This window comes from Streptomyces sp. NPDC091972, from assembly GCF_044756385.1.
Classification (GTDB): Bacteria; Actinomycetota; Actinomycetes; order Streptomycetales; family Streptomycetaceae; genus Streptomyces.
Map to the genome: position 1 here is coordinate 192,289 of NZ_JBIVSV010000014.1, position 22,641 is coordinate 214,929.

At 71.0% G+C, this 22,641-nt stretch carries 20 protein-coding genes; 6 read left to right on the forward strand and 14 right to left on the reverse strand.

Features of this window, described 5'->3' with window-relative positions:
- Window positions 1-155: 155 nt before the first annotated feature.
- The gene (locus ACIQJT_RS33825) at window positions 156-890 is read right to left on the reverse strand and encodes an alpha/beta fold hydrolase (protein WP_402649613.1); all 735 of its coding nucleotides are present in this window, start codon (window positions 888-890) and stop codon (window positions 156-158) included.
- 499 nt (window positions 891-1,389) lie between these two features.
- Between ACIQJT_RS33825 and ACIQJT_RS33830 the strand changes: the two genes are divergently transcribed.
- Together ACIQJT_RS33830 and ACIQJT_RS33835 are read left to right on the forward strand one after the other, a co-directional pair.
- Window positions 1,390-1,962 (forward strand): YceI family protein, encoded by a 573-nt coding sequence (locus tag ACIQJT_RS33830; RefSeq protein WP_402649614.1) that lies wholly within the window; start codon window positions 1,390-1,392, stop codon window positions 1,960-1,962.
- A 121-nt stretch (window positions 1,963-2,083) separates the two neighbouring features.
- Complete coding sequence (locus ACIQJT_RS33835) at window positions 2,084-3,145, forward strand: ferritin-like protein (RefSeq protein WP_365459744.1); 1,062 nt, start codon at window positions 2,084-2,086, stop codon at window positions 3,143-3,145.
- Window positions 3,146-3,253: 108 nt separating this feature from the next.
- Here ACIQJT_RS33835 and ACIQJT_RS33840 read toward each other — a convergent pair whose 3' ends face one another.
- The 3 genes from ACIQJT_RS33840 to ACIQJT_RS33850 form a co-directional block, all read right to left on the reverse strand.
- A complete protein-coding gene (locus ACIQJT_RS33840) occupies window positions 3,254-4,102 on the reverse strand; it encodes an alpha/beta hydrolase (RefSeq protein WP_365459741.1) in 849 nt (282 codons plus the stop codon).
- A gap of 78 nt (window positions 4,103-4,180) precedes the next feature.
- Complete coding sequence (locus ACIQJT_RS33845; protein ID WP_402649615.1) at window positions 4,181-5,812, reverse strand: cytochrome bc complex cytochrome b subunit; 1,632 nt, start codon at window positions 5,810-5,812, stop codon at window positions 4,181-4,183.
- 173 nt (window positions 5,813-5,985) lie between these two features.
- Complete coding sequence (locus ACIQJT_RS33850) at window positions 5,986-6,252, reverse strand: WhiB family transcriptional regulator (protein ID WP_402649616.1); 267 nt, start codon at window positions 6,250-6,252, stop codon at window positions 5,986-5,988.
- Between the two features lie 161 nt (window positions 6,253-6,413).
- Between ACIQJT_RS33850 and ACIQJT_RS33855 the strand changes: the two genes are divergently transcribed.
- Entirely contained in the window at window positions 6,414-7,340 is a 927-nt protein-coding gene (locus ACIQJT_RS33855; protein ID WP_402649617.1) for an alpha/beta fold hydrolase, read from the forward strand.
- Here ACIQJT_RS33855 and ACIQJT_RS33860 read toward each other — a convergent pair.
- From ACIQJT_RS33860 to ACIQJT_RS33895, 8 genes are all read right to left on the reverse strand, one after another.
- Window positions 7,330-7,845, reverse strand: a complete 516-nt coding sequence (locus tag ACIQJT_RS33860; protein WP_402649618.1) for a MarR family winged helix-turn-helix transcriptional regulator — start codon at window positions 7,843-7,845, stop codon at window positions 7,330-7,332. The two genes, ACIQJT_RS33855 and ACIQJT_RS33860, sit on opposite strands and share 11 nt — an antisense overlap.
- Window positions 7,842-8,573 carry a sigma-70 family RNA polymerase sigma factor gene (locus ACIQJT_RS33865; protein ID WP_402649619.1) on the reverse strand — a complete coding sequence of 244 codons (732 nt, stop codon included), beginning with the start codon at window positions 8,571-8,573 and terminating at the stop codon, window positions 7,842-7,844. The genes ACIQJT_RS33860 and ACIQJT_RS33865 overlap by 4 nt, the downstream gene beginning before the upstream one ends.
- A gap of 439 nt (window positions 8,574-9,012) precedes the next feature.
- Window positions 9,013-11,778, reverse strand: a complete 2,766-nt coding sequence (locus ACIQJT_RS33870; RefSeq protein WP_402649620.1) for an ATP-binding protein — start codon at window positions 11,776-11,778, stop codon at window positions 9,013-9,015.
- Between the two features lie 193 nt (window positions 11,779-11,971).
- Window positions 11,972-13,204, reverse strand: coding sequence for a 2-oxo acid dehydrogenase subunit E2 (locus ACIQJT_RS33875; RefSeq protein WP_402649621.1), 1,233 nt, complete (start codon window positions 13,202-13,204; stop codon window positions 11,972-11,974).
- Between the two features lie 17 nt (window positions 13,205-13,221).
- Window positions 13,222-15,909 carry a pyruvate dehydrogenase (acetyl-transferring), homodimeric type gene (aceE, locus tag ACIQJT_RS33880; RefSeq protein WP_402649622.1) on the reverse strand — a complete coding sequence of 896 codons (2,688 nt, stop codon included), beginning with the start codon at window positions 15,907-15,909 and terminating at the stop codon, window positions 13,222-13,224.
- The gene (locus tag ACIQJT_RS33885) at window positions 15,906-16,163 is read right to left on the reverse strand and encodes a hypothetical protein (RefSeq protein ID WP_402649623.1); all 258 of its coding nucleotides are present in this window, start codon (window positions 16,161-16,163) and stop codon (window positions 15,906-15,908) included. The genes aceE and ACIQJT_RS33885 overlap by 4 nt, the downstream gene beginning before the upstream one ends.
- A gap of 481 nt (window positions 16,164-16,644) precedes the next feature.
- The gene (locus tag ACIQJT_RS33890; protein ID WP_402649624.1) at window positions 16,645-17,139 is read right to left on the reverse strand and encodes a cupin domain-containing protein; all 495 of its coding nucleotides are present in this window, start codon (window positions 17,137-17,139) and stop codon (window positions 16,645-16,647) included.
- Between the two features lie 122 nt (window positions 17,140-17,261).
- Window positions 17,262-18,209, reverse strand: a complete 948-nt coding sequence (locus tag ACIQJT_RS33895) for an alpha/beta hydrolase (protein ID WP_365459708.1) — start codon at window positions 18,207-18,209, stop codon at window positions 17,262-17,264.
- Window positions 18,210-18,603: 394 nt separating this feature from the next.
- Between ACIQJT_RS33895 and ACIQJT_RS33900 the strand changes: the two genes are divergently transcribed.
- The 3 genes from ACIQJT_RS33900 (at window position 18,604) to ACIQJT_RS33910 (ending at window position 21,224) form a co-directional block, all read left to right on the forward strand.
- Window positions 18,604-19,380: a DUF427 domain-containing protein gene (locus tag ACIQJT_RS33900; protein WP_365459705.1), complete on the forward strand. Its 777-nt coding sequence runs from the start codon at window positions 18,604-18,606 to the stop codon at window positions 19,378-19,380.
- A gap of 126 nt (window positions 19,381-19,506) precedes the next feature.
- Window positions 19,507-20,457, forward strand: coding sequence for an alpha/beta hydrolase (locus ACIQJT_RS33905; protein WP_365459701.1), 951 nt, complete (start codon window positions 19,507-19,509; stop codon window positions 20,455-20,457).
- Window positions 20,458-20,504: 47 nt separating this feature from the next.
- Window positions 20,505-21,224: an alpha/beta fold hydrolase gene (locus ACIQJT_RS33910; RefSeq protein WP_402649625.1), complete on the forward strand. Its 720-nt coding sequence runs from the start codon at window positions 20,505-20,507 to the stop codon at window positions 21,222-21,224.
- A gap of 92 nt (window positions 21,225-21,316) precedes the next feature.
- Here ACIQJT_RS33910 and ACIQJT_RS33915 read toward each other — a convergent pair whose 3' ends face one another.
- Together ACIQJT_RS33915 and ACIQJT_RS33920 are read right to left on the reverse strand one after the other, a co-directional pair.
- A complete protein-coding gene (locus tag ACIQJT_RS33915; protein WP_402649626.1) occupies window positions 21,317-21,721 on the reverse strand; it encodes an OsmC family protein in 405 nt (134 codons plus the stop codon).
- Between the two features lie 174 nt (window positions 21,722-21,895).
- Window positions 21,896-22,633 (reverse strand): SDR family NAD(P)-dependent oxidoreductase, encoded by a 738-nt coding sequence (locus ACIQJT_RS33920; RefSeq protein WP_365459692.1) that lies wholly within the window; start codon window positions 22,631-22,633, stop codon window positions 21,896-21,898.
- Window positions 22,634-22,641: the final 8 nt, after the last annotated feature.

Genomic DNA, 22,641 nt, shown 5'->3' on the forward strand with positions numbered 1-22,641 from the left:
CGCAGGTTGTGACACCGGCCCGCGCCGCGCAGGCGTCGTGCGGGCCCGCGAGGGCGGACCGGAGCAGCGTTACGTGGGCGCGGACGACGTACTGTTCCACGACCGTGGCCGAGGCGGTCCGCAGATCCGCGCCCCTCGTCGCTTGCAGGCGCGGGCTAGCGTTCGGAGCCCTGCGCCCAGTGCGCCTCGAGGGCGGCGGCCACCTCAGCGGGCCGCTCCAGCACCGTCCAGTGGTTGCAGTCGAGATGGAGGACGCGGGAGGCGCGCAGGGCGGCGCCGAGTTCGTCACCGAACTCGATCTGGCAGGCCGGATCACGCTCGCCCCAGAACACCAACGCGGGTGCGGTGACGTTCGCCAGGGCCGGTTCCCACTCCGCCCCCATGGTCACGGCGGACCGGTACAGCCGCAGGATGCTGTCCTTCATCGTGCCGTCGACGTGCCGGACCATTTCCTCCACCGGTTCGGCGGGCGCGTCGAAGCCGTTCACCAGGTCCTTCGCGAAGGACTCGGGGTCCAGTTCGGCCATGAACCGCTCGCCGGCGACGGGGTCCTGCCAGGTCTCGGCCAGCGGGTGCCAGACGTAGCGGGAACTGATGGGGCCGTTGCCGCCGGCCCAGGTGCGCACCAGGTCGGGGCGGAGGGAGGCGACGCGGGCGGTGAGGATGCAGCCCCAGTCGTGACCGACCAGGTCCACGGGCTCGCCGACGCGCTCGAGGCGTTCGACGAGCCAGTCGACGTACTCCTCCTTGCCGGCGCCGAAGCCGGTCGGGCGAGGGGCGCCGAATCCGGGCAGGTCCCAGGCCTGGACGTCGGAGCGGGTCAGGTGCCGGCGGACGCCGTTCCACACGCGGTGGGTGTCGGGAACGCCGTGGATGAGGATGGCGGGCATGGTCGGTACATCCCTCGTGATAGGAGGCGCGGCCGGATCCTGGGAGGCTGAGCGGCCGCGACTGGCCGGGACGACGAGCATCATGTGCTGCGCCGGATGCACCCAACATAGTGGCACACAGTGTTGCGTGTGTGTGCCGTTGAGTCCGGGTGCGGAACGACCGGTGTACTGCGCCAGGCACCGAGACCTTCTGAGTGTGGCCGGCTCGCGGGGACGAAACTCCCCTTGAGCCGGCCCGGCACTGGATTCATCCCAGTGCCCGGCGCGGGCGATCCTGCGATGACGACCGTACGGCGGCCCATTGCCCCTCGACGCGCTATGACACGCAGAACGCCGTCCTGGCTGCGGCACCGGTGTCACACGCGCGGGCTCTCACCTGTCTGACCTACTGCGGACCTTCCCGTGCCTCCTCGGCCGCGGTCCGCTCCACCACCGGCAGGCACACGGCGACGGCTCGCAACGACTGATCGTCGTGACCAGCGACCGCAAGGACCCACGCATGTCGACCGTCGTCCCGCACACAGCGCTGACAGGTGTCTACACCATCGACCCGGCACACAGCACCATCGGCTTCACCGTCCGGCACGCCATGATCGCGAACGTGCGAGGACGCTTCGGCGCCTTCGAGGGGCTGATCAAGCTGGACGGATACCAACTCAGCCGCTCCGAGGCCTATATGAGCGTCCAGACCGGCAGTATCGACACCGGCAGCTCTGACCGGGACACCCATCTCGCCGGTCCGGACTTCCTCGACGCCGCCACCTATCCGCTGCTGGTCTTCCGCTCCGCCGGCCTCGCCGACCGCGGAGACGGCCAGTTCCGTCTGATGGGCCACCTCAGGATCAAGGACGTCGAACTCCCTCTCCACATCCACCTCGCCTTCGACGGGGCCACGCAGGACGAGAGCGGCGACCACCGTGTCGGCTTCTCCGGGACCGCCCTGGTGCGCCGCTCCGACTGGGGACTCGGCGGGAACACGGGCGACGAAACCGGCGGCGTCCTCATCAGCGACAAGGTCAGGCTCGCCTTCGACATCTCCGCCGTCCGCATCTCCCGCGCGGATGCCGCCTGACCACCCCGCGCCACCACACCGACCGCCCCGCGCGGTCCCTGCCGGCAGCCATGCCGGTGACCACAGGCCGGTCCGCGACCGCGGCCGGACCCCTACGCACGAAACCCGGGTGAGACCCCCCATGAATCATCAAGACCCCACCGGCCGGACCCCGTTCCGCTCGATCACGACGATGGAGGACCTGCGAGAGCACCTCCAGTGGGCCATCGAGCTGGAACACGCCACGCTGCCGCCCTACCTCACAGCCCTCTACTCCCTCGATCCCGAGCGGAACGCCCATGCCGTCGAAGTGGTCAGCAGCGTGTTCGTCGAGGAGATGATCCACCTCGCGCTGGTGGCCAACCTGCTGAACGCGGTCGGCGGGCAACCTCGTGTCGACATCCCGCAGATACTGTCGCCGCACCCGCGGGCCATGCCGCACGCCGACCCCTCCATGCAGCTGTCCCTGCTGCCGTTCGGGCAGGAGGCGGTCACCATGTTCCTCCGCCTCGAACAGCCCGCCCGCCCGGGCGACCCGGCCGAGGGAGACGCCTACATGACGATCGGCCAGTTCTACGACGCGATCGAGAAGGGCCTGCGGCACCTGTGCGCCGAACTCGGCGAGAAACAGGTCTTCACCGGTGATCCCGCACGCCAGGTGGCCGCAGGACCCTTCGGGCACACCGGCGGGCGGCTGAGCCCGGTCACCGATCTCGCCTCGGCGCTCTCCGCCCTTGAGGAGATCGTGGAGCAGGGGGAGGGCGCGGCACGCGTCGACGTGTGGGACGGGGACATGGACATGTTCCACCCGCAGACCAAGGCGGTCTCGCACTACTACCGTTTCCAGGAGCTCGCGCAGGGCCGGCGCTACCAGCCGGGGGACACACCGGAGACGGGGCCCACGGGCGAGACGATCACCGTCGACCCCGCCGGGGTGCGCCCGATGCGGCCCAACCCGCGGCTGGGGGATCATCCGGAGGGCAGCGCCATCCGCACGGCGCAGGAGGCGTTCAACATCACGTACGGCAAGCTGCTGCAACTCCTGGAGCAGGCGTTCAACGGGAATCCCGCGATGCTCGGGGTGTCGGTGGGCACGATGTACGCGCTCAAGGGGCAGGCACAGAGCCTGATGTCGATGCCCGACGGCGACGGCCTGACCGCGGGCCCGACCTTCGACTACGTCGCTCCGGAGGATCGCGGCTGACCACCGCACACATGGTGGCCCCCTGGACCGACGGTCCAGGGGGCCACCATGTTGGTGCGGGGCAGGGGGCGGCCGTGTGCACGCCCCCTGCCCCGCGGCACCGGTGGGTCAGCGCACGGTCCGAGCGGCTGCCTCGATCACTCCGGCGACATCGGCGGGGTGGGAGACACTCACGGCGTGCGACGCCCTCACGCGCGTGATGTGGGCGTGTGCGCGCCGCGCCATGAACACCTGGGCCTGCGGCGGGATGTTGCGGTCCTGGGTGGCGACCACGGCCCAGGACGGGATGTCCTTCCAGCCGGGCTCGGAGGCGTCGTCCGCCAGCGCGGCATTGGTGATCGGGCGCTGAGTGACGGACATGAGGTCCGTGGTGTTGCGGGGGACGTCCGCGGCGAACTGCTGGTGGAACTTGCTCGGTTCGATCGTCAGGTCCGCGTCGCGGGAGCCGTCCGGCAGGGTGACCGGCACGGAGCGAAGAGCATCGCCGAGGGTGCTGCCGGGGAACTTGCCCGACAACTCGACCGCGCTCTCTCCCTTCTCGGGGAGGAAGGCGGCGACGAACACCAGGGCCTTGACGTTGCCGGCGTCGTGGGCGGCGTCGCTGATCACCGATCCGCCGTAGGAGTGTCCGGCCAGGACCACCGGGCCGTCGATCCCGGCCAGGACCTCTTTCAGGTAGGAGGCGTCGTTGTTCAGCCCGCGCAGCGGGTTGGCCGCGGCGACGACGGGATAGCCCTCGTGCCGCAGCCTCCTGATGACGCCGTTCCAGCTGGTGGAATCGGCGAACGCGCCGTGCACGAGCACCACCGTGGGCTTCTTCCCGCTGTCCGGTGCGGACGTGGTTCTGTCCGCGTGGGCGGGGGCGACTGCCGTAGCGATGAGGGCGGTGGCGACGGAGGCGGTGGCCAGGAGGGAGAGCGGGGTGCGGACCCGCTGGTAAGCGGAACTGCGGTTCATGGGAGGCCCTTTCGGGAAACGGTGTGCTGTCACCCTCAAGGACCGTGTGCCCGGCGCACATGTGACACTTTGTGGCTCCTAGTCCTTTTTGCTGATGGAGTGATGTTCGCCGGTGACTTCCCTGTACTCCCGGGCGGTGGGCTTGAGGATCTGTGTCCCCTCGCCGTAGAAGCCGCGGCTGAGCCGCGCGCGCAGCCGTCGCGCCGTGCCGCTCGCACGGCCCTCCGCGTCGCGTCGTCCCGGGTCGAGGGGCCGGTACTGCTCGTGTGCCGTGAGGGCGTGCAGTTCGTAGGGGTCGAGGGGCTGGTGCACCTCTACGTACTCGCCGTGCGGCAGGCGCTTGATGATGCCTGTCTCGCGACCGTGCAGGACCTTGTCGCGATCGCGGCGTTGCAGACCCAGGGCGATGCGCTTGGTCACGATGAAGAGGACGACCGGTACGACGAACAGGGCGACGCGGACCGTCCAGGTGATCGTGTTGACCGACATGTGGAAGGTCACGGCGATGATGTCGTTCGCGGCTCCGAGCAGTGCCACCAGGTAGACGCCGAGCCATGCCACGCCGAACGCCGTGCGCACGGGCCGGTTGCGTGGGCGTTCCAGCAGGTGGTGTTCGCGATCGTCGTCGGTGACCCAGGCCTCGACGAACGGGTAGGCGCCCATGACGAGGAAGAAGCCGACGCCGGCGAGGAGAGGGATCAGATTGTCCAGGGCCAGGGTGTGGCCCCAGAAGTCCACCTCCCACCCGGGCATGACACGCAGCAGGCCGTCTGCGATGCCCATGTACCAGTCGGGCTGGGATCCCGCGGAGACCTGATCGGCACGATAGGGGCCGAACTCCCAGACGGGGTTGATCTGCGCGATCGCGGCGACGGTGAAGACGATCCCGGTGACCATGCAGAAATAGCCACCCGCCTTGACCACGTACACCCGCCTCGGCGGGCCGACCACGTTTCGCTCCGTACGGCCGGGCCCCGGGTACTGGGTGTGCCGGTGCCGGTGCCCGAGGAAGGCGTGGAAGGCGACGAGCGCCAGCATCACCACCGGAATGACCAGGACATGGATCACGTAGAAGCGGGGCACCAGGTCGTGCCCGGGGAACTCGCCGCCGAACAGGAACATCGACAGGTAGGTACCGACGACCGGTACTGACAGAAGTGTCCCGTTCACCACGGCGAGCCCGGTCCCGGACAGAAGGTCGCCGGGGAGGTCGTAGCCGGTCAGACCACCGAACATGCCGAGGACGAGCAGTCCGAAACCGGCCACCCAGTTCAGCTCGCGCGGCTTGCGGAAGGCGCCGGTGAAGAACACACGCATCAGGTGGGCCAGCAGGGCGGCGACGAAGATCAGCGCCGCCCAGTGGTGGGCCTGGCGGATGAGCAGGCCACCGCGGACGTCGAAGGAGATGTGCATCGTCGAGTCGAACGCCTCGGACACCAACTGGCCGCGCAAAGGTGCGTAACCGCCCTCATAGACGACCTGGTTCGACGACGGGTGGAAGTAGAACGTCAGATACACGCCGGTGACGAGCAGGATGACGAAGCTGTAGAGACAGATCTCGCCCAGCAGGAACGACCAGTGCTCCGGACGGGCCCTGCGGGTGACGGTCGTGGTGGTGGGCGCGATGCCCATCCGTGTTCTCGCCCAGTCGGCGATCTTGCCACCGCTGGGGCTTCCCGCCGTAGTGACTGGTTCGATTGCGTCGCTCATGTCATTACCACCATCAGCACATCACCGGGGGCGCCTTGCGGCCGGTCCGCGCAGCGAAACGGCTCATGGCGACGAGATGCCGCACAGGGTTTCGCTGCCCTCATCAGAAGGACCGGGAAAGTGGTGAAGGTGTGACATGACCGTAAGACAGGAGCATGCCGGGGTTGCCCGGGTCAGGACGCCTTCGCGCCGATCCGCTCGACGTCCTTGCGCGCCGAGCGGCGTCGCGTCGCGCGGCGCTCGCTCTCCGTCGTGCCGCCCCAGACGCCCTCCACCTGCCCGACGTCCAGGGCCCACTGCAGACACTGCTCCCGCACCGGGCACCGGGCGCACACGGCCTTCGCCTCGTCGATCTGGACCAGAGTCAGGCCCGCGGTGCCGATGGGGAAGAACAGGTCGGGGTCGACATCCCGGCAGGCCGCTCTCTCGCGCCAACTCATCGCTGCGCCTCCTTGTTCGTCGCCAACACCCTTCATCTGTCTGACCGTCCGAAGGGAGCTCCTGTGACATCCCATGCCGGAGAGCAACAGTGTGAAATTCGGTGTGACAACAGACACAATGTCTTGAGCGGGGCTGCGGGCCGTCGCACCATCTGTGAGTTGTGAACGCCACACAGGGCCCCAGGCCCCTACCCAGCCCAGCCGCCGATCCCCGGGACCCGCTCTCCGCGGGCACCCACACCCTCCTCGTCCAGCACGGCACGGCCGCCGTCGAGCAGCGCTACCACGTCGCCGGCACCGGCCCGGTGTGCGTCGCCCACTCCGGAGGGCCGGGCATCGGCTGGGAGTACCTGCGCATGCCGGAGCTGGAGCGCAGTATGACCGTCGTGTACCTCGAGCCGGTCGGCACGGGCGAGTCCGGCCGGCTGGCCGACCCACGCGACTACACCCTCGCCACCTACACCCACTTCCTGCACGCGGTGATCGAGCACCTGAGCCTCACCGAGGTGACCCTGCTGGGCCACTCCCACGGCGGCTTCGTCGCGCAGCGCTACGCCCTCGACCATCCCGAGCGCCTGGCGTCCCTCGTCCTGTACGACACCTCACCGATGACGGGAGAGGAGTTCTGGGCGGCCGCCGTGGCCAACATGCAGAGTTTCGTCCAGCGGCACGCCGACGAGCGGCCCGAAGTGGCCACCTACGTCGCGGATCTCACCACGCGACTCGACCAGTCCGACGACGAGGGCGCGACGAGGGTGCTGCGCACCATCTCGCCCGCCTACTTCCACGACTACTGGGGCCGCGAGGAGGAGTTCGCCGCGGGGCGGGCCTCCCTGCGGATGTTCGCGGCACCGGCCTGGGGGGTGGAGCCCCCGTTCGACGTCCGCGGGGAACTGCCCCGGCTCACCGTCCCGACCCTGGTCCTGGTGGGCGGGGACGACTTCATCTGCGGGCCGCGCTGGGCACACATGCTGCACCAGCTCCTTCCCGACGCCCGCCTGGTGATCCTGCCGGAGACCGGCCATCTCGGGCACATCGAGCGCCCCGAGAAGTTCACGGAGGCCGTGCGCGGCTTCCTCAGCGGATGACCGTGCCGGCGTCGCACTCGCCGACGAGGAAACGCCACAGCAGGGGATCCGCGTCCTGGGAGCCGAGATCGCGTACCGCGTCCCGGACGATCTGTTCGTAACGGAACGCGGTACGACGCAGCGCGGCGTGCCCCGCCGGGGTCAGCAGCACCTGCACGCCGCGCCGGTCGTGGTCGACGGCGCTCGGAATGACCAGGCCCTGTCGGCGCAGCCGTCCCATCAGCCTGCTCGTGGCGGACTGACTCAGGCCGAGCCGGTTGGCCACCTCCACGAGTCGCACGGGATCGGCGTCGGCGGCGGACCTCCGTCCCACGTGGCGCAGGGCCTGCACATCGCTCACCCCGAACCCGGTCTCCTCGCGCAGCCGCCGCTCCACCGCCCCCTGTATCCGGCGGTGGAGGCGGTCGAGGGCGTCCCACCGGTCAGTCGCACAGGACAGCGTACGGTCGTCGGCAGGGACGGTGCGCACCTCGCCTCCCACGTCACCGTGCGACGTGCCGGTCATGCGGTGGCCCGGTAGGAGGACACGTCGTCGTGTGCGGCCGTTCCCTCGCCGGAGTACGGCGCGTCCTGGCCGATCAGCACGTGCTCCAGGCGGCCGAGGTCCCCGGTGCGGGCGGCGGTGAGGATCGCCTGCACGAGCCGCCGATGGGTGGCCGCGTCCACGTGCTGCCGGTGCCGCCGGTTGTTCAGTCTGTCCTGTGCGCGGGAGACCTGCTGCCGAGCGTTCGCCACGGACAGGTGGAGCAGGTGGCCGATCTGGTCGTAGGAATAGCCGAACGCCTCGCGCAGCACGTACGCCGCGCGCTGATTGGGGGTCAGGGTCTGGAGAAGCAGGAGGACGGCGTGCTCCACCGAATCCTGGCGCTCTGCCAGGGCTTCTGGTGTCATCCCGATGTCCGTGGACTCCGGCAGCCAGGGGGTGGCGCTGCACTCTCGGCGTCTGCGTGCCGACTGCAGCACGTTGATGGCGAGTCGGGCGGTCGTCGTGCGGAGCAGCGCACCGGGGTCGGCCACGACCGTGCGGTCCGTGCCCTGCCAGCGCAGCCAGGCCTCCTGGATGACGTCCTCGGCTTCGCCTGGATCTCGGAGGATCCGGTTGGCGATCCTGAGCAGTCCTGGCCGGACGCGGCCGAACACGAAAACCGCGTCGTTGAGTTCCACGGGCGCGGCAGTGACGGTCACCATCACCGACTGCGGACTCTGCCGGGTTGCGATCACAGATGTGTCCACGATCGGCTCCTCTGTTGGCTGGGGATCGGCGGCTTCCCTCGCCACCGACACCAACCTCCCGCCGACAGGGGCACTGCCGCGCCCCTGACAGACCGTGGGGCACCCCGTGGTCGTACCGTGGCCGTCACGTGGCCAGGGCCTCCCACCCCCTGGCCCGCGGGCCCCCGGGGGCCCGTCACCCCCTGGCCCCGGACGCCCCCGTCCCCCCCCCACGCCCAGGTGGCCTGCTCCTGGCCCCCGCGCCTCGACCCCCTGGCCGAGACCGGACCTCGACAGGACAGGCCCCGGACAGCCCGGAGGCACGGGCCATGGTCAGTGGAGGTCGTGGGCGCACCGCGATACGGCGAAGCCGCCTGTGCGGCCCGCCCAGGCTGCCCACAGGGCGCGGCACGGCGCGGCACGCGGATCGCACCCCCGCCGACGGCGCCGCCCCCTGGGGTCAGGCGGGGGTCGCCGCCCCGCCCGGCAGCACGGCGCCCAGCTGTTTGCGGGATCGGATCCCGAGCTTCGTGAACACCTTCCGCAGGTGCCACTCGATGGTGTGCGGGCTGAGGAACAGCTGCGCGCCGATCTCGAGGTTGGTGAGCCCTTCGCCGGCCAGCCGGGCGATCTGGGCCTCCTGGGGCGTGAGCGCCTCGTCGGTGCCGGTGGCACGCCTGCGCACTGTCTCCCCGGCGGCTTCCAGCTCGCGGCGGGCGCGCTCGGCGAAGGCCTCCGCGCCGGCCCGGTCGAGGATCTCGTGGGCGCGGGCCAGCTGGTCCCGGGCCTCGGCGCGGCGGTTCTCACGCCTCAGCCATTCGCCGTACAGCAGCCGGGTGCGTGCGAGCGCCGTGCGCACCGGGGTGCTCTCCAGCCGGGCGATCGCCTCCCGGTACAGGGCGTCGGCCGTGTCCCCCTCACTGATCAGGGCACGCGCCGCTGCGGAGGTGCCCGTCGCCCAGGCCGTGCCACTGGCCTGGCAGATGGTGGCGAGACGGTCGGCGGCCTCGGCGGCAAGCTCCCGCTTCCCGCTGCGGGCTGCCGCCTCCACCAGCTCGACCAGGGAGGAGAGGGCGAGCCCCAGTTCCTGCGGGTACTCGCAGCCCTTGGCGGCGGCGTCGCAGGCCTCCTCGTACCGCCCCAGGCCGTTGTACAGGACGGCCAGCGCCCACTGGGGAGCCGTCAGTGTCTTTCCCTCGCCGCTGAGGGTCCGGTCGCCGGTGATCGTCCCGATCGCCTGCAGCGTCTCGCTCTCGCGGCCGCGCCAGGGTTCGATCACCAGCGCCCCGTAGTGTGCGAGGAAGTGGCTGCCGGTGGCCTCGCCGATGGTCACCGCTTCCACGGCGAGCGAGTCCGCGTCGTCCAGATCACCGGCGAAGACCCGGTTCGCCAGCCGCAGCAGGAGCGCCGAGGGGAGCACGGACAGTGTTCCCGTCTCCCGTGCCAGACCGACCAGCTTGGCCGACAGGGTGCTCCAGCTGTCGAAGTCCCACACGTTGTGGGCCATGCGGCAGGCGAACGGGAGCCAGCCCAGTGACTGTTCCGCGGTGAAGCCACCGCACCGCAGCGTGGTGAGTGCGCGGCGCAGAATCGGGGCGCCCGCCGCGTAGCCGTCCGTGGTGGCCAGGGCCAGGCCGTCGAGGAAGAGGTCGGTGGGTCCGGGGTGAGCCGTCGGGGGCGCGGTGCGTGCGGCCCGGGCAACCTCCTCGAGGCCGGGTCCGCTGGACAGGCGGCCCGCGGTGAGGGCCGCGTAGAACGCGTCCCGGTAGGTCTCGCGGGCGATGCCGGCGTCGAGCGGCTCGAACTCCCGGGCCGCCTTGAGCAGCAGCGGGACGGTGGCACCGGCACCGCGGGATCCGAAGGTGATCTGCCCGCGCAGCAGGCTGGCCCGGGCGTGTTGCAGTTCGTCGAGGGTGCCCATCTCGGCCACGTTCAGCAGCTCGAGAGCGGCGTCGAACGCTCCGGCGAGGTACTTGGCCCGGGCCGCTGCCAACGCTCTGCTGCGGCGGCGGGAGGGATCAGGTGTCAGCTCGGTCGCTCGTTCCAGGAAGGCCGCCGACGCGGCGATGCCGCCACGCGCCTGCGCACGGTCGGCCGAACGGGCCAGTTCGTCCGCCACGGCCTCGTCGGGTTCCGCCGCGGAGCGGGCCAGGTGCCAGGCGCGGCGGTCGGGGTCGGACCGCGCGTCCGTGGCCTCGGCCAGTGCCCGGTGCGCCTCCCGGCGCTCGGCCGGCCCCGCCGCGCGGTAGACGGCCGAGCGCACCAGCGGGTGCCGGAACTGGACCCGTGTGCGCACCTCCAGCAGGTTCGCGGCCACCGCGGGAGAGGCCTCGCTCATGGACACGCCGAGGATGTCGGCGGCGCGGCGGAGCAGTGAGACATCGCCGACGGGCTCGGCCGCCGCGAGCAGCAGCAGCCGCCGCGTCTGCGGGGGCAGTTCCGCGACGCGCAGGCTGAAGTTGTGCTCGAGCCTGCCGACGAGGGGCCGCAGCGACGGAGAGGCGTAGCCGCCCGCGAGTTCGGCCGCGGAGGTGTTGCGGGGCAGTTCCAGCAGGGCCAGCGGATTGCCGCGCGCCTCGGCGAGAATCCGGCTGCGGACCGGTTCGTCGAACCGGCCGGGAAGCACCGAGGTCAGCAGGGCACGGGCGTCGGGCTCGCTCAGCCCCCCGAGGGTGAGCTCGGGCAGCCCTTGCAGGGCGCGTTCGCCGTCCGCCTCGCGGACGGCGAAGATCAGCCCCACGCGCTCCGCCATCAGGCGCCGGGCGACGAACCCGACGATCTGGGCCGAGACGCGGTCGAGCCACTGCACGTCGTCGACGAGACAGATCAGCGGCGTCTCCTCAGCGACGTCGGCGAGCAGGCTGAGGACGGCCAGGCCCACCAGGAACCGGTCCGGGGGAGTGCCCGCGCTGAGTCCGAAGGCGGTCTCCAGCGCTGTCCGCTGCGGATCGGGGAGGTGCGCGAGCCGATCGAGAAAGGGCGCGCAGAGCTGGTGCAGGCCCCCGAAAGCAAGCTCCATCTCGGCCTCGACGCCGGCCGCCCGCACCACGGTGCAGTCCTCGGCGATCTCGGCCACGTAGTCCAGCAGGGCGGACTTGCCGATCCCGGCCTCACCGCGCAGCACGAGGACCGCGCTGTGGCCGTCGCGCACCTTGGCCAGATGCCGGTCCAGAACCGCTCGCTCGCTCTGGCGCCCGTGCAGGAAACCCGCTTTCTTGCCCTTCATGAACACCCCCGGCTGCGAGCGTATATATCTGGTCTTCGGCCCCACAACTCATCCGCCGCTGGTCACCTCAGGGGCGAGACACAGGGCAGCGGCGTCGTGTCGAGCCGTGGTGGAGGCGGGGCCGCGCCCGGCCCGTGTGTGCTGCAGGACCGCCGGCGGTCGTGTCCGAGGTTTTGTGGCCACCGCCGTTGCGTCAGATCAGGTCCTCGAACGCCGCGGCCTCGACGATCTTCTTCACCGTGGTCAGGTAGCGGGCGGCGTCCGCGCCGTCCACCAGCCGGTGGTCGTAGGAGAGCGAGAGGTGGACCAGTGCGCGGACCCCGATGAACTCCTCGTCGCCGTCCTGTACGACCGCGGGCCGTCTGACCGCGGCTCCCACGCCCAGGACGGCCGCCTGGTGCGGCGGGACGATGAGGGTGTCGAAGAGGGCGCCGCGTGTTCCGGTGTCGGAGACCGTGAAGGTGGCTCCGGCCACGTCCGCGGGCGTGAGTCGGCCGGCGAGGGCGTGCTCGGTGAGGTCGTGGACGGCACGTGCGATGCCGCTGACGGTCAGATCGCCCGCGCCCCGCACCACCGGAGTCACCGGCCCCTGGTCGGTGTCGACCGTGATGCCGACGTTCTCGGTGTCGTAGTACGTGATGGTCGTGCCGCTCGCGTCGATCCTGGCGTTGATGACGGGATGTGCCTTGAGCGCCTGGGCGGCTGCCAGGACGAAGAACGGCAACGGTGTCAGCGTGAAGCCCTCGCGGGCCGTGTAGCCGTCGGCTGTCCGGCGCCACAGCCGCAGCAGGCCGGTGGCGTCGGCCTCGACGGTGGAGGTCAGCTGCGCCTGCTCCAGCAGCGCCTGCTTGAGACTGTCGCCGACCGCCTTGCGCAGCCGGGGGACGGGGGCGGTGTGCCCGCGCAGGGCGGCGGTCGGCGGAGCCTTTGCCCCTGCCGTTGCCGCTGCTGGTGCGGGGCGCGGCGCCGGAGCGGCCGCGGGTGCCGGTGCGGGTATCGGAGCGGGTGCGGGTGCGGGTTGCGGCACCAGTGCCGGTGCCGGTGCCGGTGCCGGGGCGGCGGGTGCGGGCTCCGGCATCTGGGCCGCGGCGGGCGGCTGCGCGACTGGCGCCGGTGAGGGGGCGGGCTGCGGTGCGGCCACCGGTGCGGCCGTGGCGGCGGTGACCGCGGTCGTCGCCGCCGCGGCGTCGGGCGGGCCGATGACGGCGAGCTGGGCGCCCACTTCGACCGTCTCGTCCTCGCCGACGAGGACGGTCAGCAAGACGCCCGTGGCGGGAGCGGGAATCTCGGTGTCCACCTTGTCGGTCGACACCTCCAGCAGCGGTTCGTCCTCCTGGACCTGGTCACCGGGCTGCTTCAGCCAGCGGGTCACGGTGCCCTCGGTGACGGACTCGCCGAGCGCGGGAAGGGTTACGGAGATCGTCATGGCGGTGTATGGCTCCTTCAGGTGTCCAGGCCGTAGCGGTCGCGGGCGCGGTCGACGGTGTCGGGGTCCACTCGTCCGGCCCGTGCCAGCCGGTCCAGGGCCGTCACGGTGATCGATTCGGCGTCCACGCGGAAGTAGCGCCGTACGTCCTCGCGGGTGTCGGACAGGCCGAACCCGTCCGTGCCCAGTGAGTAGTAGTCCTGCTCGATCCACTGGCCGATCTGGTCGGGGACCTGGCGCATCCAGTCGCTGACGGCCAGGACCGGACCCGGCGCACCGGCGAGCGCCTCGGTCACGAAGGGCACACGTGTCTCGCCGCGCGTGCGGGCGGTGTCGGCGTCCATCGCGTCCCGGCGCAGCTCCGTCCAGGACGTCACCGACCAGACATCGGCGCGCACGTTCCAGTCGGCGGCGAGCAGTTCCTGCGCACGCAGCGCCCAGTGGACGGCGGTGCCGGAGGCCAGGAGCTGCAACCGGGGGCCGGTGACGGCGGGGTCGCCGGGTCGGAACGGGTACAGGCCGCGGACGATGCCCTCCTCGATGCCGGGCAGCGCGGGCATGGGCGGCTGGGGCTTGGGCTCGTTGTAGACCGTGAGGTAGTAGAAGACGTTCTCGGGGTGCTCGCCGTACATCCGGCGCAGGCCGTCGCGGACGATGACCGCGATCTCGAAGGCGAAGGCCGGGTCGTAGCTGACGGCCGCCGGGTTGGTGGCGGCCAGGAGGTGCGAGTGGCCGTCGCCGTGCTGGAGACCTTCGCCGGTCATGGTGGTGCGTCCGGCGGTGCCGCCGACGACGAATCCGCGGCCCATCTGATCGGCGAGGGCCCAGAACTGGTCGCCGGTGCGCTGGAAGCCGAACATGGCGTAGAAGATGTAGAAGGGGATCATCGGCTCGCCGTGGGTGGCGTACGAGGTCGCGGCGGCGGTGAACTCGGCCATGGAACCGGCTTCGGTGATGCCCTCGATGAGGAGCTGCCCGGTCTCGCTCTCCCTGTAGTGCAGCAGCTGGTCGGCGTCGACGGGGTCGTAGGTCTGGCCCTGCGGCGAGTAGATGCCGGCCGTGGGGAACATCGACTCCATGCCGAAGGTACGGGCCTCGTCGGGGATGATCGGCACCCAGCGGGCGCCGGTGCGGCCGTCCCGCATCAGGTCCTTCACCAGGCGGACCAAGGCCATGGTGGTGGCGACCTCCTGGTGGCCGAAGCCCTTGAGCAGCGCCTCGAACGGCTGCGCGGCGGGCTCCGGCAGCGGCTTGGCGATCACGCGGCGCGCGGGGGCTGGACCGCCCAGTGCGGCGCGCCGCTCGCGCAGGTACCGCACCTCGGGCGAGTTCTCTCCCGGATGCCAGAAGGGGACGAGGTCGCCGGCGAGGGCGCTGTCGGGAATGGGCAGGTCCAGCACGTCGCGCAGCTCGCGGAACTGCGCCATGGTCAGCTTCTTCATCTGATGGTTGGCGTTGCGGGACTCGAACGCCGACCCGAGGGTGTGCCCCTTGACCGTCTGGGCGAGGATCACCGTCGGCGCTCCCCGGTGTTCGACGGCGGCCCGGTAGGCGGCGTACACCTTCAACGGTTCGTGCCCGCCGCGGGAGTTCTCGAAGAGTTCCACCACCTGGGCGTCGCTGAGGGTGGCGGAGAGTGCGGACAGGGCGTCTCCGACGAAGAAGTTCTTGCGGATGTAGGCGGCGTCCCGCACGGCGAGGGTCTGCATCTGGGCGTCGGGCTCCTCGCCCAGGCGGCGCACGAGGTCGCCGGTGGTGTCCTGGGCCAGCAGCGGGTCCCAGGCCTCGCCCCACAGGGTCTTGACGACGTTCCAGCCCGCCCCGCGGAACCGGGCCTCCAGCTCCTGCACGATCTTGGAGTTGGACCGCACGGGTCCGTCGAGGCGTTGCAGGTTGCAGTTGATCACGAAGGTGAGGTTGTCCAGGCCCTCGCGGGAGGCGAGCGTCAGGGCGGCCAGCGACTCCGGCTCGTCCGTCTCCCCGTCGCCGAGGAACGCCCACACGCGGGAGGCGGAGGTGTCCTTGATGCCGCGCGCGTGCAAGTAGCGGTTGAAGCGCGCCTGGTAGACGGCGCCAAGAGGCCCGAGGCCCATGGACACGGTGGGGAACTCCCACAGCCACGGCAGGCGCCTGGGGTGCGGGTAGGACGGGAGACCGTCACCGCCGGCCTCGCGCCGGAAGCCGTCCAACTGCTGCTCGCTGAGGCGGCCTTCGAGGAACACCCGGGCGTAGATGCCCGGCGAGGCATGCCCCTGGAGGAACAACTGGTCGCCCGAGCCGTCCTGTTCCTTGCCACGGAAGAAGTGGTTGAAGCCGATCTCGTACAGCCAGGCCGCCGAGGCGTAGGTGGAGATGTGTCCGCCCAGGCCCAGCCGGGAGCCGCGGGTGACCATGGCCGCGGCGTTCCACCGGTTCAGGGCGGTGATCCTGGTCTCCATGTCGATGTCGCCGTCGAACGCCGGCTGTGCGGCAGCCGGGACGGTGTTCACGTAGTCCGTGGTGAGCAGCCCGGGCACGGACAGGCCGGCGCGGGCCGCGTACTCGTGCACACGCCGAATCAGGTACACCGCCCGGTCGGGTCCGGCGTTGCGTATGACGGCGTCAAGGGAGGCCTGCCACTCGGCGGTCTCCTCGCGGTCGCGGTCGGGAAGCTGGTCAAGTTCGCTGTTCAACGGCAACGTGGTGGGCCGGGACCGGTCACTCATGTGAGGCCTTCCTCAAGGCAGGGGCAGGGGCAGGGGCGGGAGAGGGGCGGGGTGGCGGATGACCTTGGGCCGAACGGCGCCTGCGCGTCGCCGAGCACGGGAGTCACGTGGTCCTGGGCGGCGAGCACGTCGGCGGCGAGGTCTGCGAACGGCAACTCCTCGGGTCCGGCGGCCTCCAGGACGCCGAACAGCGACACCGCGACGGCGATGCGGAGGAGGGGGCGACGACGCCGTCGCCGGTCGCGACTGGCCACAGTGGCAGCGGGGCTACGAGCACTTCGTCCGCGCGCACGCCCGCGCAGACGGCGCCGGCGACACGGCCGACGCCCACGGCGGACAGGGCCGCGCAGTGCTCGACGCCCGACTTCCCGGCGGCCGTCAGGGGGTTTGCGGCACCGACGCCGACGCCCAGGGCGCGGGACAGGGACACCATGTGCGCCCCGTGGTCCCGCGGACGGGTGACCGATCTCGAGCCGATCCGCCCCATGACGCCTGCAACGACGACTTTCATGCGGTCTCCTTCGCCGGGGCGGGACGGCCGGACGTGACGGCCGGAGGTGCTGAGAAGACGGTGGCGAGGCCGGCTGCGCCCCGCCTCCTGCCCTGTTGACCGGACGAAAGGGGTTGGTGTGACGAGCTGCCCGATCCGTGAACCCGGGTCGTTCTGGGGGCGGGCGTCCCGCGACCACGACCGTGGGGAGGACGGCGGGGCCGCGGGACACCGGAGGGGCGGATCTACTCCACGAAGTAGGAGTCGTGCCGGTCGAAGAACGCGGAGCGCTCCTCCTCCGAGGCATGGGCCAGCGTCGACACCTGCTCGAAGTACTCCTCGCGCGGCGCGCCCGGGGTGAACAGCAGGAGCATGTCCGCCGGTGCGTCGGAGTCGTTGCGGAAGGCGTGCAGCCCGCCTTGCGGCACGTGCACGAAGTCGCCCTTGCGGGCGTTCACCCAGCGCACACCGTCGAAGATGCGCACGGTGCCGTCCAGGATGTAGAACGACTCCGAGATCCGCTTGTGGTAATGCGTCTTCGGGCCGCCGGCCCGCGGCCTCATCTCGACGCGGTACAGCCCGAACTCGCCGCGGGTGGTCGCGGTGGTGGCCAGATAGTGGGTGGCGTCCTTGCCGGGCCCGCTCTCGCCGAGATCGGGCGGGGTGTCGGCGGGCCGGAACACGGCGCTGACCTCGCCGTCGTCTCCGAAGTACTTCTGTTCCGGGTAGGGGTACGACATGGTGGTTTCCTTTCCTGAGGCGGTCGGGCGGCCGCGTGCCCGCCCGCGCTCGATGTGACCGGCGGGCACGGCCGGATGTGACGTCGGCGCGGCGCCGGGCCGCGGTCCCACGCGGTCGGGCGTCAGCGGGTGAGGCAGTCGTGGCGGGGATGTCCCCGTCGCAGGGCCCGTACGTCCCGCACCGCCGCGGCGAATGCCTCGGGGCGTTCCTGCGGCAGATTGTGGCCGGCGTCCGCGACCTGAACGTGCAGGCGCGGGCCGGTGAAGTGGTGCGCGGTCGATGACCCGTCGGTCGCCGGGAAGTTGCCGTCGGCGGTGCCGTCCAGGGTGACCGTGGGGACGGTGATCGGCGGAAGGCCGGCGAGACGGGCTTCCAGATCGGCGTACGCGTCCGCGCCCGGTGCCAGGCCGAGCCGGTGCCGGTAGGAGTGGATGACGACGTCGACGTAGTCCGGATTGGTGAAGGCCTCCGCGGCCCGCTCCAGTTCGGCCTCACCGAAGGCCCACACGGGGGAGTTGCGTTTCCAGATGACCCGGGCCACGCCCCGTGGATCGGCTGCCAGTCCGGTGCGGCCGCGCTCGGTGAGGAAGTAGTAGAAGTACCAGAAGCCCGCCTCCAGTTCGGGGGAGACGGGGTTCATGGCGGCGCCGATGTCCTGGATCAGGTAGCCGTTGACGCAGACCAGGCCGAGGACACGTTCGGGCCACAGCGCCGCGGCGACCGTGGCCGCGCGGCCGCCCCAGTCGTAGCCGGCGAGGTAGGCGCGCTCGATGCCGAGGGCGTCCAGGAGCGCGATGACGTCCGCCCCCAGGGCCGCCTGCTGGCCGGAACGGGGCAGGGAGTCGGACAGGAATCTCGTCGGGCCGTGCCCTCGCAGGTGGGGGACGATGACGCGGAATCCGCCTTCGGCCAACAGGGGGGCCACGTCCACGTAACTGTGGATGTCGTAGGGGAAACCGTGCAGAAGGACGACGGTGTCACCGTCGGGGGAGCCCGTCTCGTAATAGGCGACTTCGAGCACATCGGTCGTGACGCGTCGCAAGGGGGCGAGCAGGGGCAGGGCTGACATGCGAATCCTCCGACGAAGGAGCGGTGGGGGAGGGGAGCCGCGGTTCCGGTCGGGCGCGGCTGGACGTACGGGATGGTGTCGCCGCGTCGGGCCCTCGGCAACAGTGTGCACAGTGTGCATGAGAAGGTTGCCTTGTCAGTGTCATGAGTGTTGGCGTCATAATGGATACGCCCGTGCTGGGCGTGATCTCCTCTCCGCGGGGACTGTCTCCCCGCACAGACCGGCCTCCGCCACCTGCTGTGACAGCGAAAAGAGCGCTGCTCAGCGCTGTGTGGGTCAGTGCCGGACGGCCCCGCGGTCCGTGACGGCCCGAAGAGGCGCGCGTCCGGGCGCACACCCTCTCCGCGTCCGGTCCCAACGGGCGCGGAACCTCCGACCGATTCAGGTGATGACCATGGAAACCGAGAGTGTTCTGCATCCGAGCTTCCTCGTACCCGTCGGGCACGTGGAGCCGGTGCCCCGCCGTATCAGGGGCGTGATCGGCGGGCGCACCGTCTTCGACACGCGGCGCGCCCTGTACGTCTGGGAGTGGCAGGCCTATCCGCAGTTCAGCATCCCGGTGCGGGACCTCGTCGACGGCGTCCTCGACGACGAAGGGGTCGCCGAGGAGCACGGTGCGGGCACGGCGCACCGGCACACTCTGTCCGTCGGCGGGGACTCACGTCCCGGTGCCGCCTGGGTGTGGGGGAAGGACGCCCCGGCGCCGCTCCAGGGCACCGTGCGCTTCGAGTGGCCGGCCATCGACCACTGGTTCGAGGAGGACGAACCCGTCTTCGTCCACCCCAGGAGCCCGTACTCGCGTGTGGACGCCGTGCGTTCCTCCAGCAGCGTCCGCGTGGAGCTGGAGGGCGTGGTCCTGGCGGAGGCGCCGGCGTGCGTGAAACTCTTCGAGACCGGCCTGCCGACGCGCTACTACCTCGACCGCGCGCACGTCGACTGGACCCGGCTGCGGCGGACCGACACGGTGACCCGCTGCCCGTACAAGGGAACGACGAGCGGTTACTGGTCGTTCGACGGCCCCACCGCCACCCACGAGGACATCGCCTGGGGGTACGACTTCCCGACCATCCACGCCAACCGCATCGCGGGCCTGACCGCCTTCTACAACGAGCACGTCGACCTCTTCGTGGACGGCGAGCCGCTGCCCAAGCCGGGCGCACTCCGCTCCTAGCCCGCGCTCCGGGGTCCGGTGCCGGGCCGTGTTGGGCGGCCCGGCGCCTTCGGTGTCACACATCTGCTCCGGCCCTGGTCTCATGGTGTGAAAAGTCCTCCTTAATCGCCAGAGAAGGAACACGCCATGAACGACATCGTTCTCGAGCCCGCCGCGCAGGACTTCGCCGACGCGACCGCCAAGCCGCCGCTGCTGTACGAGCTCGGGGTCGAGGGCGCGCGCAAGCTGCTCGACGACGTGCAGGCACAGCCCATCGAGAAGCCCGACGTGGACGAGAAGTGGATCACCGTTCCGGCGGAGGTCGGCGACGTGCGGGTGCGCATCCTCAAGCCCGTCGGCAGCTCTGGCCCCCTGCCCGTCATCCTCTACGTGCACGGCGGCGGCTGGATCCTCGGCAACGCCGGAACGCACGACCGGCTCGTGCGCGAGCTGACCGTCGGGGTGAACGCCGCCCTGGTCTTCGTCGAGTACGACCGCTCCCCGGAGGCCAAGTACCCGGTCGCCATCGAGCAGGCCTACGCGACCGCCCGATGGATCACCACCGAGGGCGCCGGCGAGGGCCTCGACGCCTCCCGCCTGGCCGTCGCCGGCGACTCGGTCGGCGGCAACATGACCGCCGCCCTGACCCACATGGCCAAGCAGCGGGGCGACGTGACCTTCGTGCACCAGTCGCTGTACTACCCCGTCACCGACGCCGCCCAGGACACCGAGAGCTACCGGACCTTCGCGCACGGCCCGCATCTGACGGCCAAGGCCATGGAATGGTTCTGGGACGCCTACACCACCGACCCCGCCGAGCGCGCCCAGATCACCGCCTCGCCGTTGCGGGCGACACTGGAAGACCTCCGGGACCTGCCGCCGGCGTTCGTCGTCGTCGACGAGAACGACGTGCTGCGCGACGAGGGCGAGGCCTACGCCCGCAAGCTCGTCCAGGCCGGGGTGCCGACGACCAGCATCCGCTACAACGCCTCCCTGCACGACTTCATGATGCTGAACACCGTCCGCGGCACCCAGGCCTCGACCGCCGCGGTCGAGCAGGCCATCCACGTGCTGCGCAAGGCTCTCGGCACCGACTGACACCGCACGCCGACCCATTCCCCTCAGCACGTCGAAAGGCCACTTTCATGAGTGCGCACAAGCCCACCATCGTCCTCGTGCACGGCGCGTTCGCGGACGCCTCCAGCTGGAACGGCGTCGTCGACAAGCTGCTCGCGCACGACTATCCGGTGATCGCCGTCGCCAATCCGCTGCGCGGACTGACCACCGACGCCGACTACGTCCGGCAGATCGTGACGTCCGTCGAGGGCCCCGTCGTCCTCGTCGGCCATTCCTACGGCGGGTCCGTCATCAGCAACGCGGCCAAGGGACTGCCCCAGGTCAAGGCGCTCGTCTTCGTCGCGGCGTTCCTGCCGGAGGAGGGCGAGAGCGCCGTCACCCTGTCGGGCAAGTTCCCCGGCAGCACCCTCGGTGACACGCTCCGGCCCGTGCCGGTGAAGCTGCCCGACGGCAGCCAGGTCATGGACCTGTACATCGAACAGGCCAGGTTCCACGAGCAGTTCGCCGCCGATGTCCCCGAGGAGACCACGGCCGTCATGGCCGCGACTCAGCGGCCTGTGGCCGAAGCCGCGCTGACCGAGGGCGCGTCCGCGCCCGCGTGGCGGGACATTCCCTCCTGGGTGCTGGTGGCGGACGCGGACCGGAACATCCCCCCGCAGGCGCAGACCTACATGGCCGAGCGGGCCGGGGCCTCCGTCATGAAGGTCTCCGCCTCCCACGCGGTCAGCGTCTCGCGCCCCGGTGACGTGGCCCGTCTGATCAACGAGGCGGCGCAGGCGACCGCCTGAGCGCCCAAGGCCGCGCCTGACGGACGCGGGGTGCGGGGCCCGGACTCACAGCCGGAGGCCCGCACCCCGCGTTCCTGTGCGGGCCTGACGCGTCACGGCAGCGGTGCGGGCTCCGCGAGCAGCGTGGGCACCGTGACGATCGTGACGTCCTTGGTCAGCAGCCGATGGACAGGACAGCGTCCCGCGACCGCCAGGAGCTGGTCCCGCTGCGCGGGGGTCAACTCCCCGACCAGTCCTATGTTCTTGACCACCTGCCCCTGTGCGCCGAAGCGGACCGCGACGTCCACCCGGTCCAGCGGCCACGCGTGGCGCTGCGCGTAGGCCCGCACCGCCATGGACGTGCACGCTCCGAGCGCCGCCAGGAGGAGTTCGCCCGGCGTGGGGCCGGTGTCGGTGCCGACGGGCTCCGGCTCGTCGGCTGTCAGGCGGTGTGCACCGATGGCCACGGAGCGCGCGAGCTGTTTTCCTTCGGCCACGGTAACGATGCGTGTGTTCATGCTTGCCTCTCAGCCGAGGTACGGGCGGAGGCACGGCCTGTGCCTCCCGAGGCTCAGACCGTGCGGGGCGCGCGACTGTGACGGCCGGCGTGCCCGTACCCGGCTGCAAGCGCGTGGTGCGGGGCGGCGGTTGCCGCCCCGCGGGTGGATCAGGGGGTGGTCAAGGGGGCCTGATCAGCGGGACTGGTCGGTGGGGCGTACGAGGATCTCGTTGACCGCGACGTGGTCGGGCTGGGTGACGGCGTAGACCACCGCGGCCGCGATGTCCTCCGGCTGAAGGGTCCGCATCGACTCGGCCATGGCCCTGACCGCGGCACGATGGGCCGGGTCGGCGATGTGGTCGGCCAACTCGGTCGAGACGAAGCCCGGCTCCACGAGGACGACACGGACTCCCTGCTCAGTCACCTCTTGGCGCAGCGCCTCGGCGAAGGCGTTGACGCCGAACTTGGTGGCGGAGTAGACGGCGGCGCCGGCCGAGGAGATGCGGCCCGAGGTGGAGGAGATCTGGACCACCGCGCCGCGGGAGCGCAGCAGGTGCGGCAGCGCGGCGTGCACCGTGTACATGGAGCCCAGCAGGTTGGTCTCCACCATGCGGGTCCATTCCGCGAGGTCCGCGTCCAGGACGGGGCCGGTGAGCATGACGCCGGCGTTGTTCACGACGATGTCGAGGGTGCCGAAGCGTTCGACGGTCCGGTCGACGGCCTTGCGTACCGACTCGGGGTCGCTGACGTCCATGTCCAGGACGAGGATCTCACCGGGCGCTTCATGTGCCAGTGCTTCGAGCCGGTCGGTCCTGCGGCCGCCCACGGCCACGGTGGCCCCCGCCTTGGACAGCGCCAGTGCGGTCGCCCTGCCGATGCCGGACGAGGCGCCGGTCACGAGGACGACCTTGGGGTCGAGAACGGAACTCATGTCATCTC

Coding starts and splice junctions, on each gene's coding strand:
- ACIQJT_RS33835 (WP_365459744.1), top strand. CDS start 2,084: ATGAATCATCAAGACCCCACCGGCCGGACCCCGTTCCGCTCGATCACG.
- ACIQJT_RS33915 (WP_402649626.1), bottom strand. CDS start 21,721: ATGAACACACGCATCGTTACCGTGGCCGAAGGAAAACAGCTCGCGCGC.
- ACIQJT_RS33875 (WP_402649621.1), bottom strand. CDS start 13,204: ATGACGATCTCCGTAACCCTTCCCGCGCTCGGCGAGTCCGTCACCGAG.
- ACIQJT_RS33890 (WP_402649624.1), bottom strand. CDS start 17,139: ATGTCGTACCCCTACCCGGAACAGAAGTACTTCGGAGACGACGGCGAG.
- ACIQJT_RS33860 (WP_402649618.1), bottom strand. CDS start 7,845: ATGACCGGCACGTCGCACGGTGACGTGGGAGGCGAGGTGCGCACCGTC.
- ACIQJT_RS33905 (WP_365459701.1), top strand. CDS start 19,507: ATGAACGACATCGTTCTCGAGCCCGCCGCGCAGGACTTCGCCGACGCG.
- ACIQJT_RS33830 (WP_402649614.1), top strand. CDS start 1,390: ATGTCGACCGTCGTCCCGCACACAGCGCTGACAGGTGTCTACACCATC.
- ACIQJT_RS33900 (WP_365459705.1), top strand. CDS start 18,604: ATGGAAACCGAGAGTGTTCTGCATCCGAGCTTCCTCGTACCCGTCGGG.
- ACIQJT_RS33895 (WP_365459708.1), bottom strand. CDS start 18,209: ATGTCAGCCCTGCCCCTGCTCGCCCCCTTGCGACGCGTCACGACCGAT.
- ACIQJT_RS33910 (WP_402649625.1), top strand. CDS start 20,505: ATGAGTGCGCACAAGCCCACCATCGTCCTCGTGCACGGCGCGTTCGCG.
- ACIQJT_RS33920 (WP_365459692.1), bottom strand. CDS start 22,633: ATGAGTTCCGTTCTCGACCCCAAGGTCGTCCTCGTGACCGGCGCCTCG.
- ACIQJT_RS33840 (WP_365459741.1), bottom strand. CDS start 4,102: ATGAACCGCAGTTCCGCTTACCAGCGGGTCCGCACCCCGCTCTCCCTC.
- ACIQJT_RS33850 (WP_402649616.1), bottom strand. CDS start 6,252: ATGAGTTGGCGCGAGAGAGCGGCCTGCCGGGATGTCGACCCCGACCTG.
- aceE (WP_402649622.1), bottom strand. CDS start 15,909: ATGAGTGACCGGTCCCGGCCCACCACGTTGCCGTTGAACAGCGAACTT.
- ACIQJT_RS33845 (WP_402649615.1), bottom strand. CDS start 5,812: ATGAGCGACGCAATCGAACCAGTCACTACGGCGGGAAGCCCCAGCGGT.
- ACIQJT_RS33870 (WP_402649620.1), bottom strand. CDS start 11,778: ATGAAGGGCAAGAAAGCGGGTTTCCTGCACGGGCGCCAGAGCGAGCGA.
- ACIQJT_RS33825 (WP_402649613.1), bottom strand. CDS start 890: ATGCCCGCCATCCTCATCCACGGCGTTCCCGACACCCACCGCGTGTGG.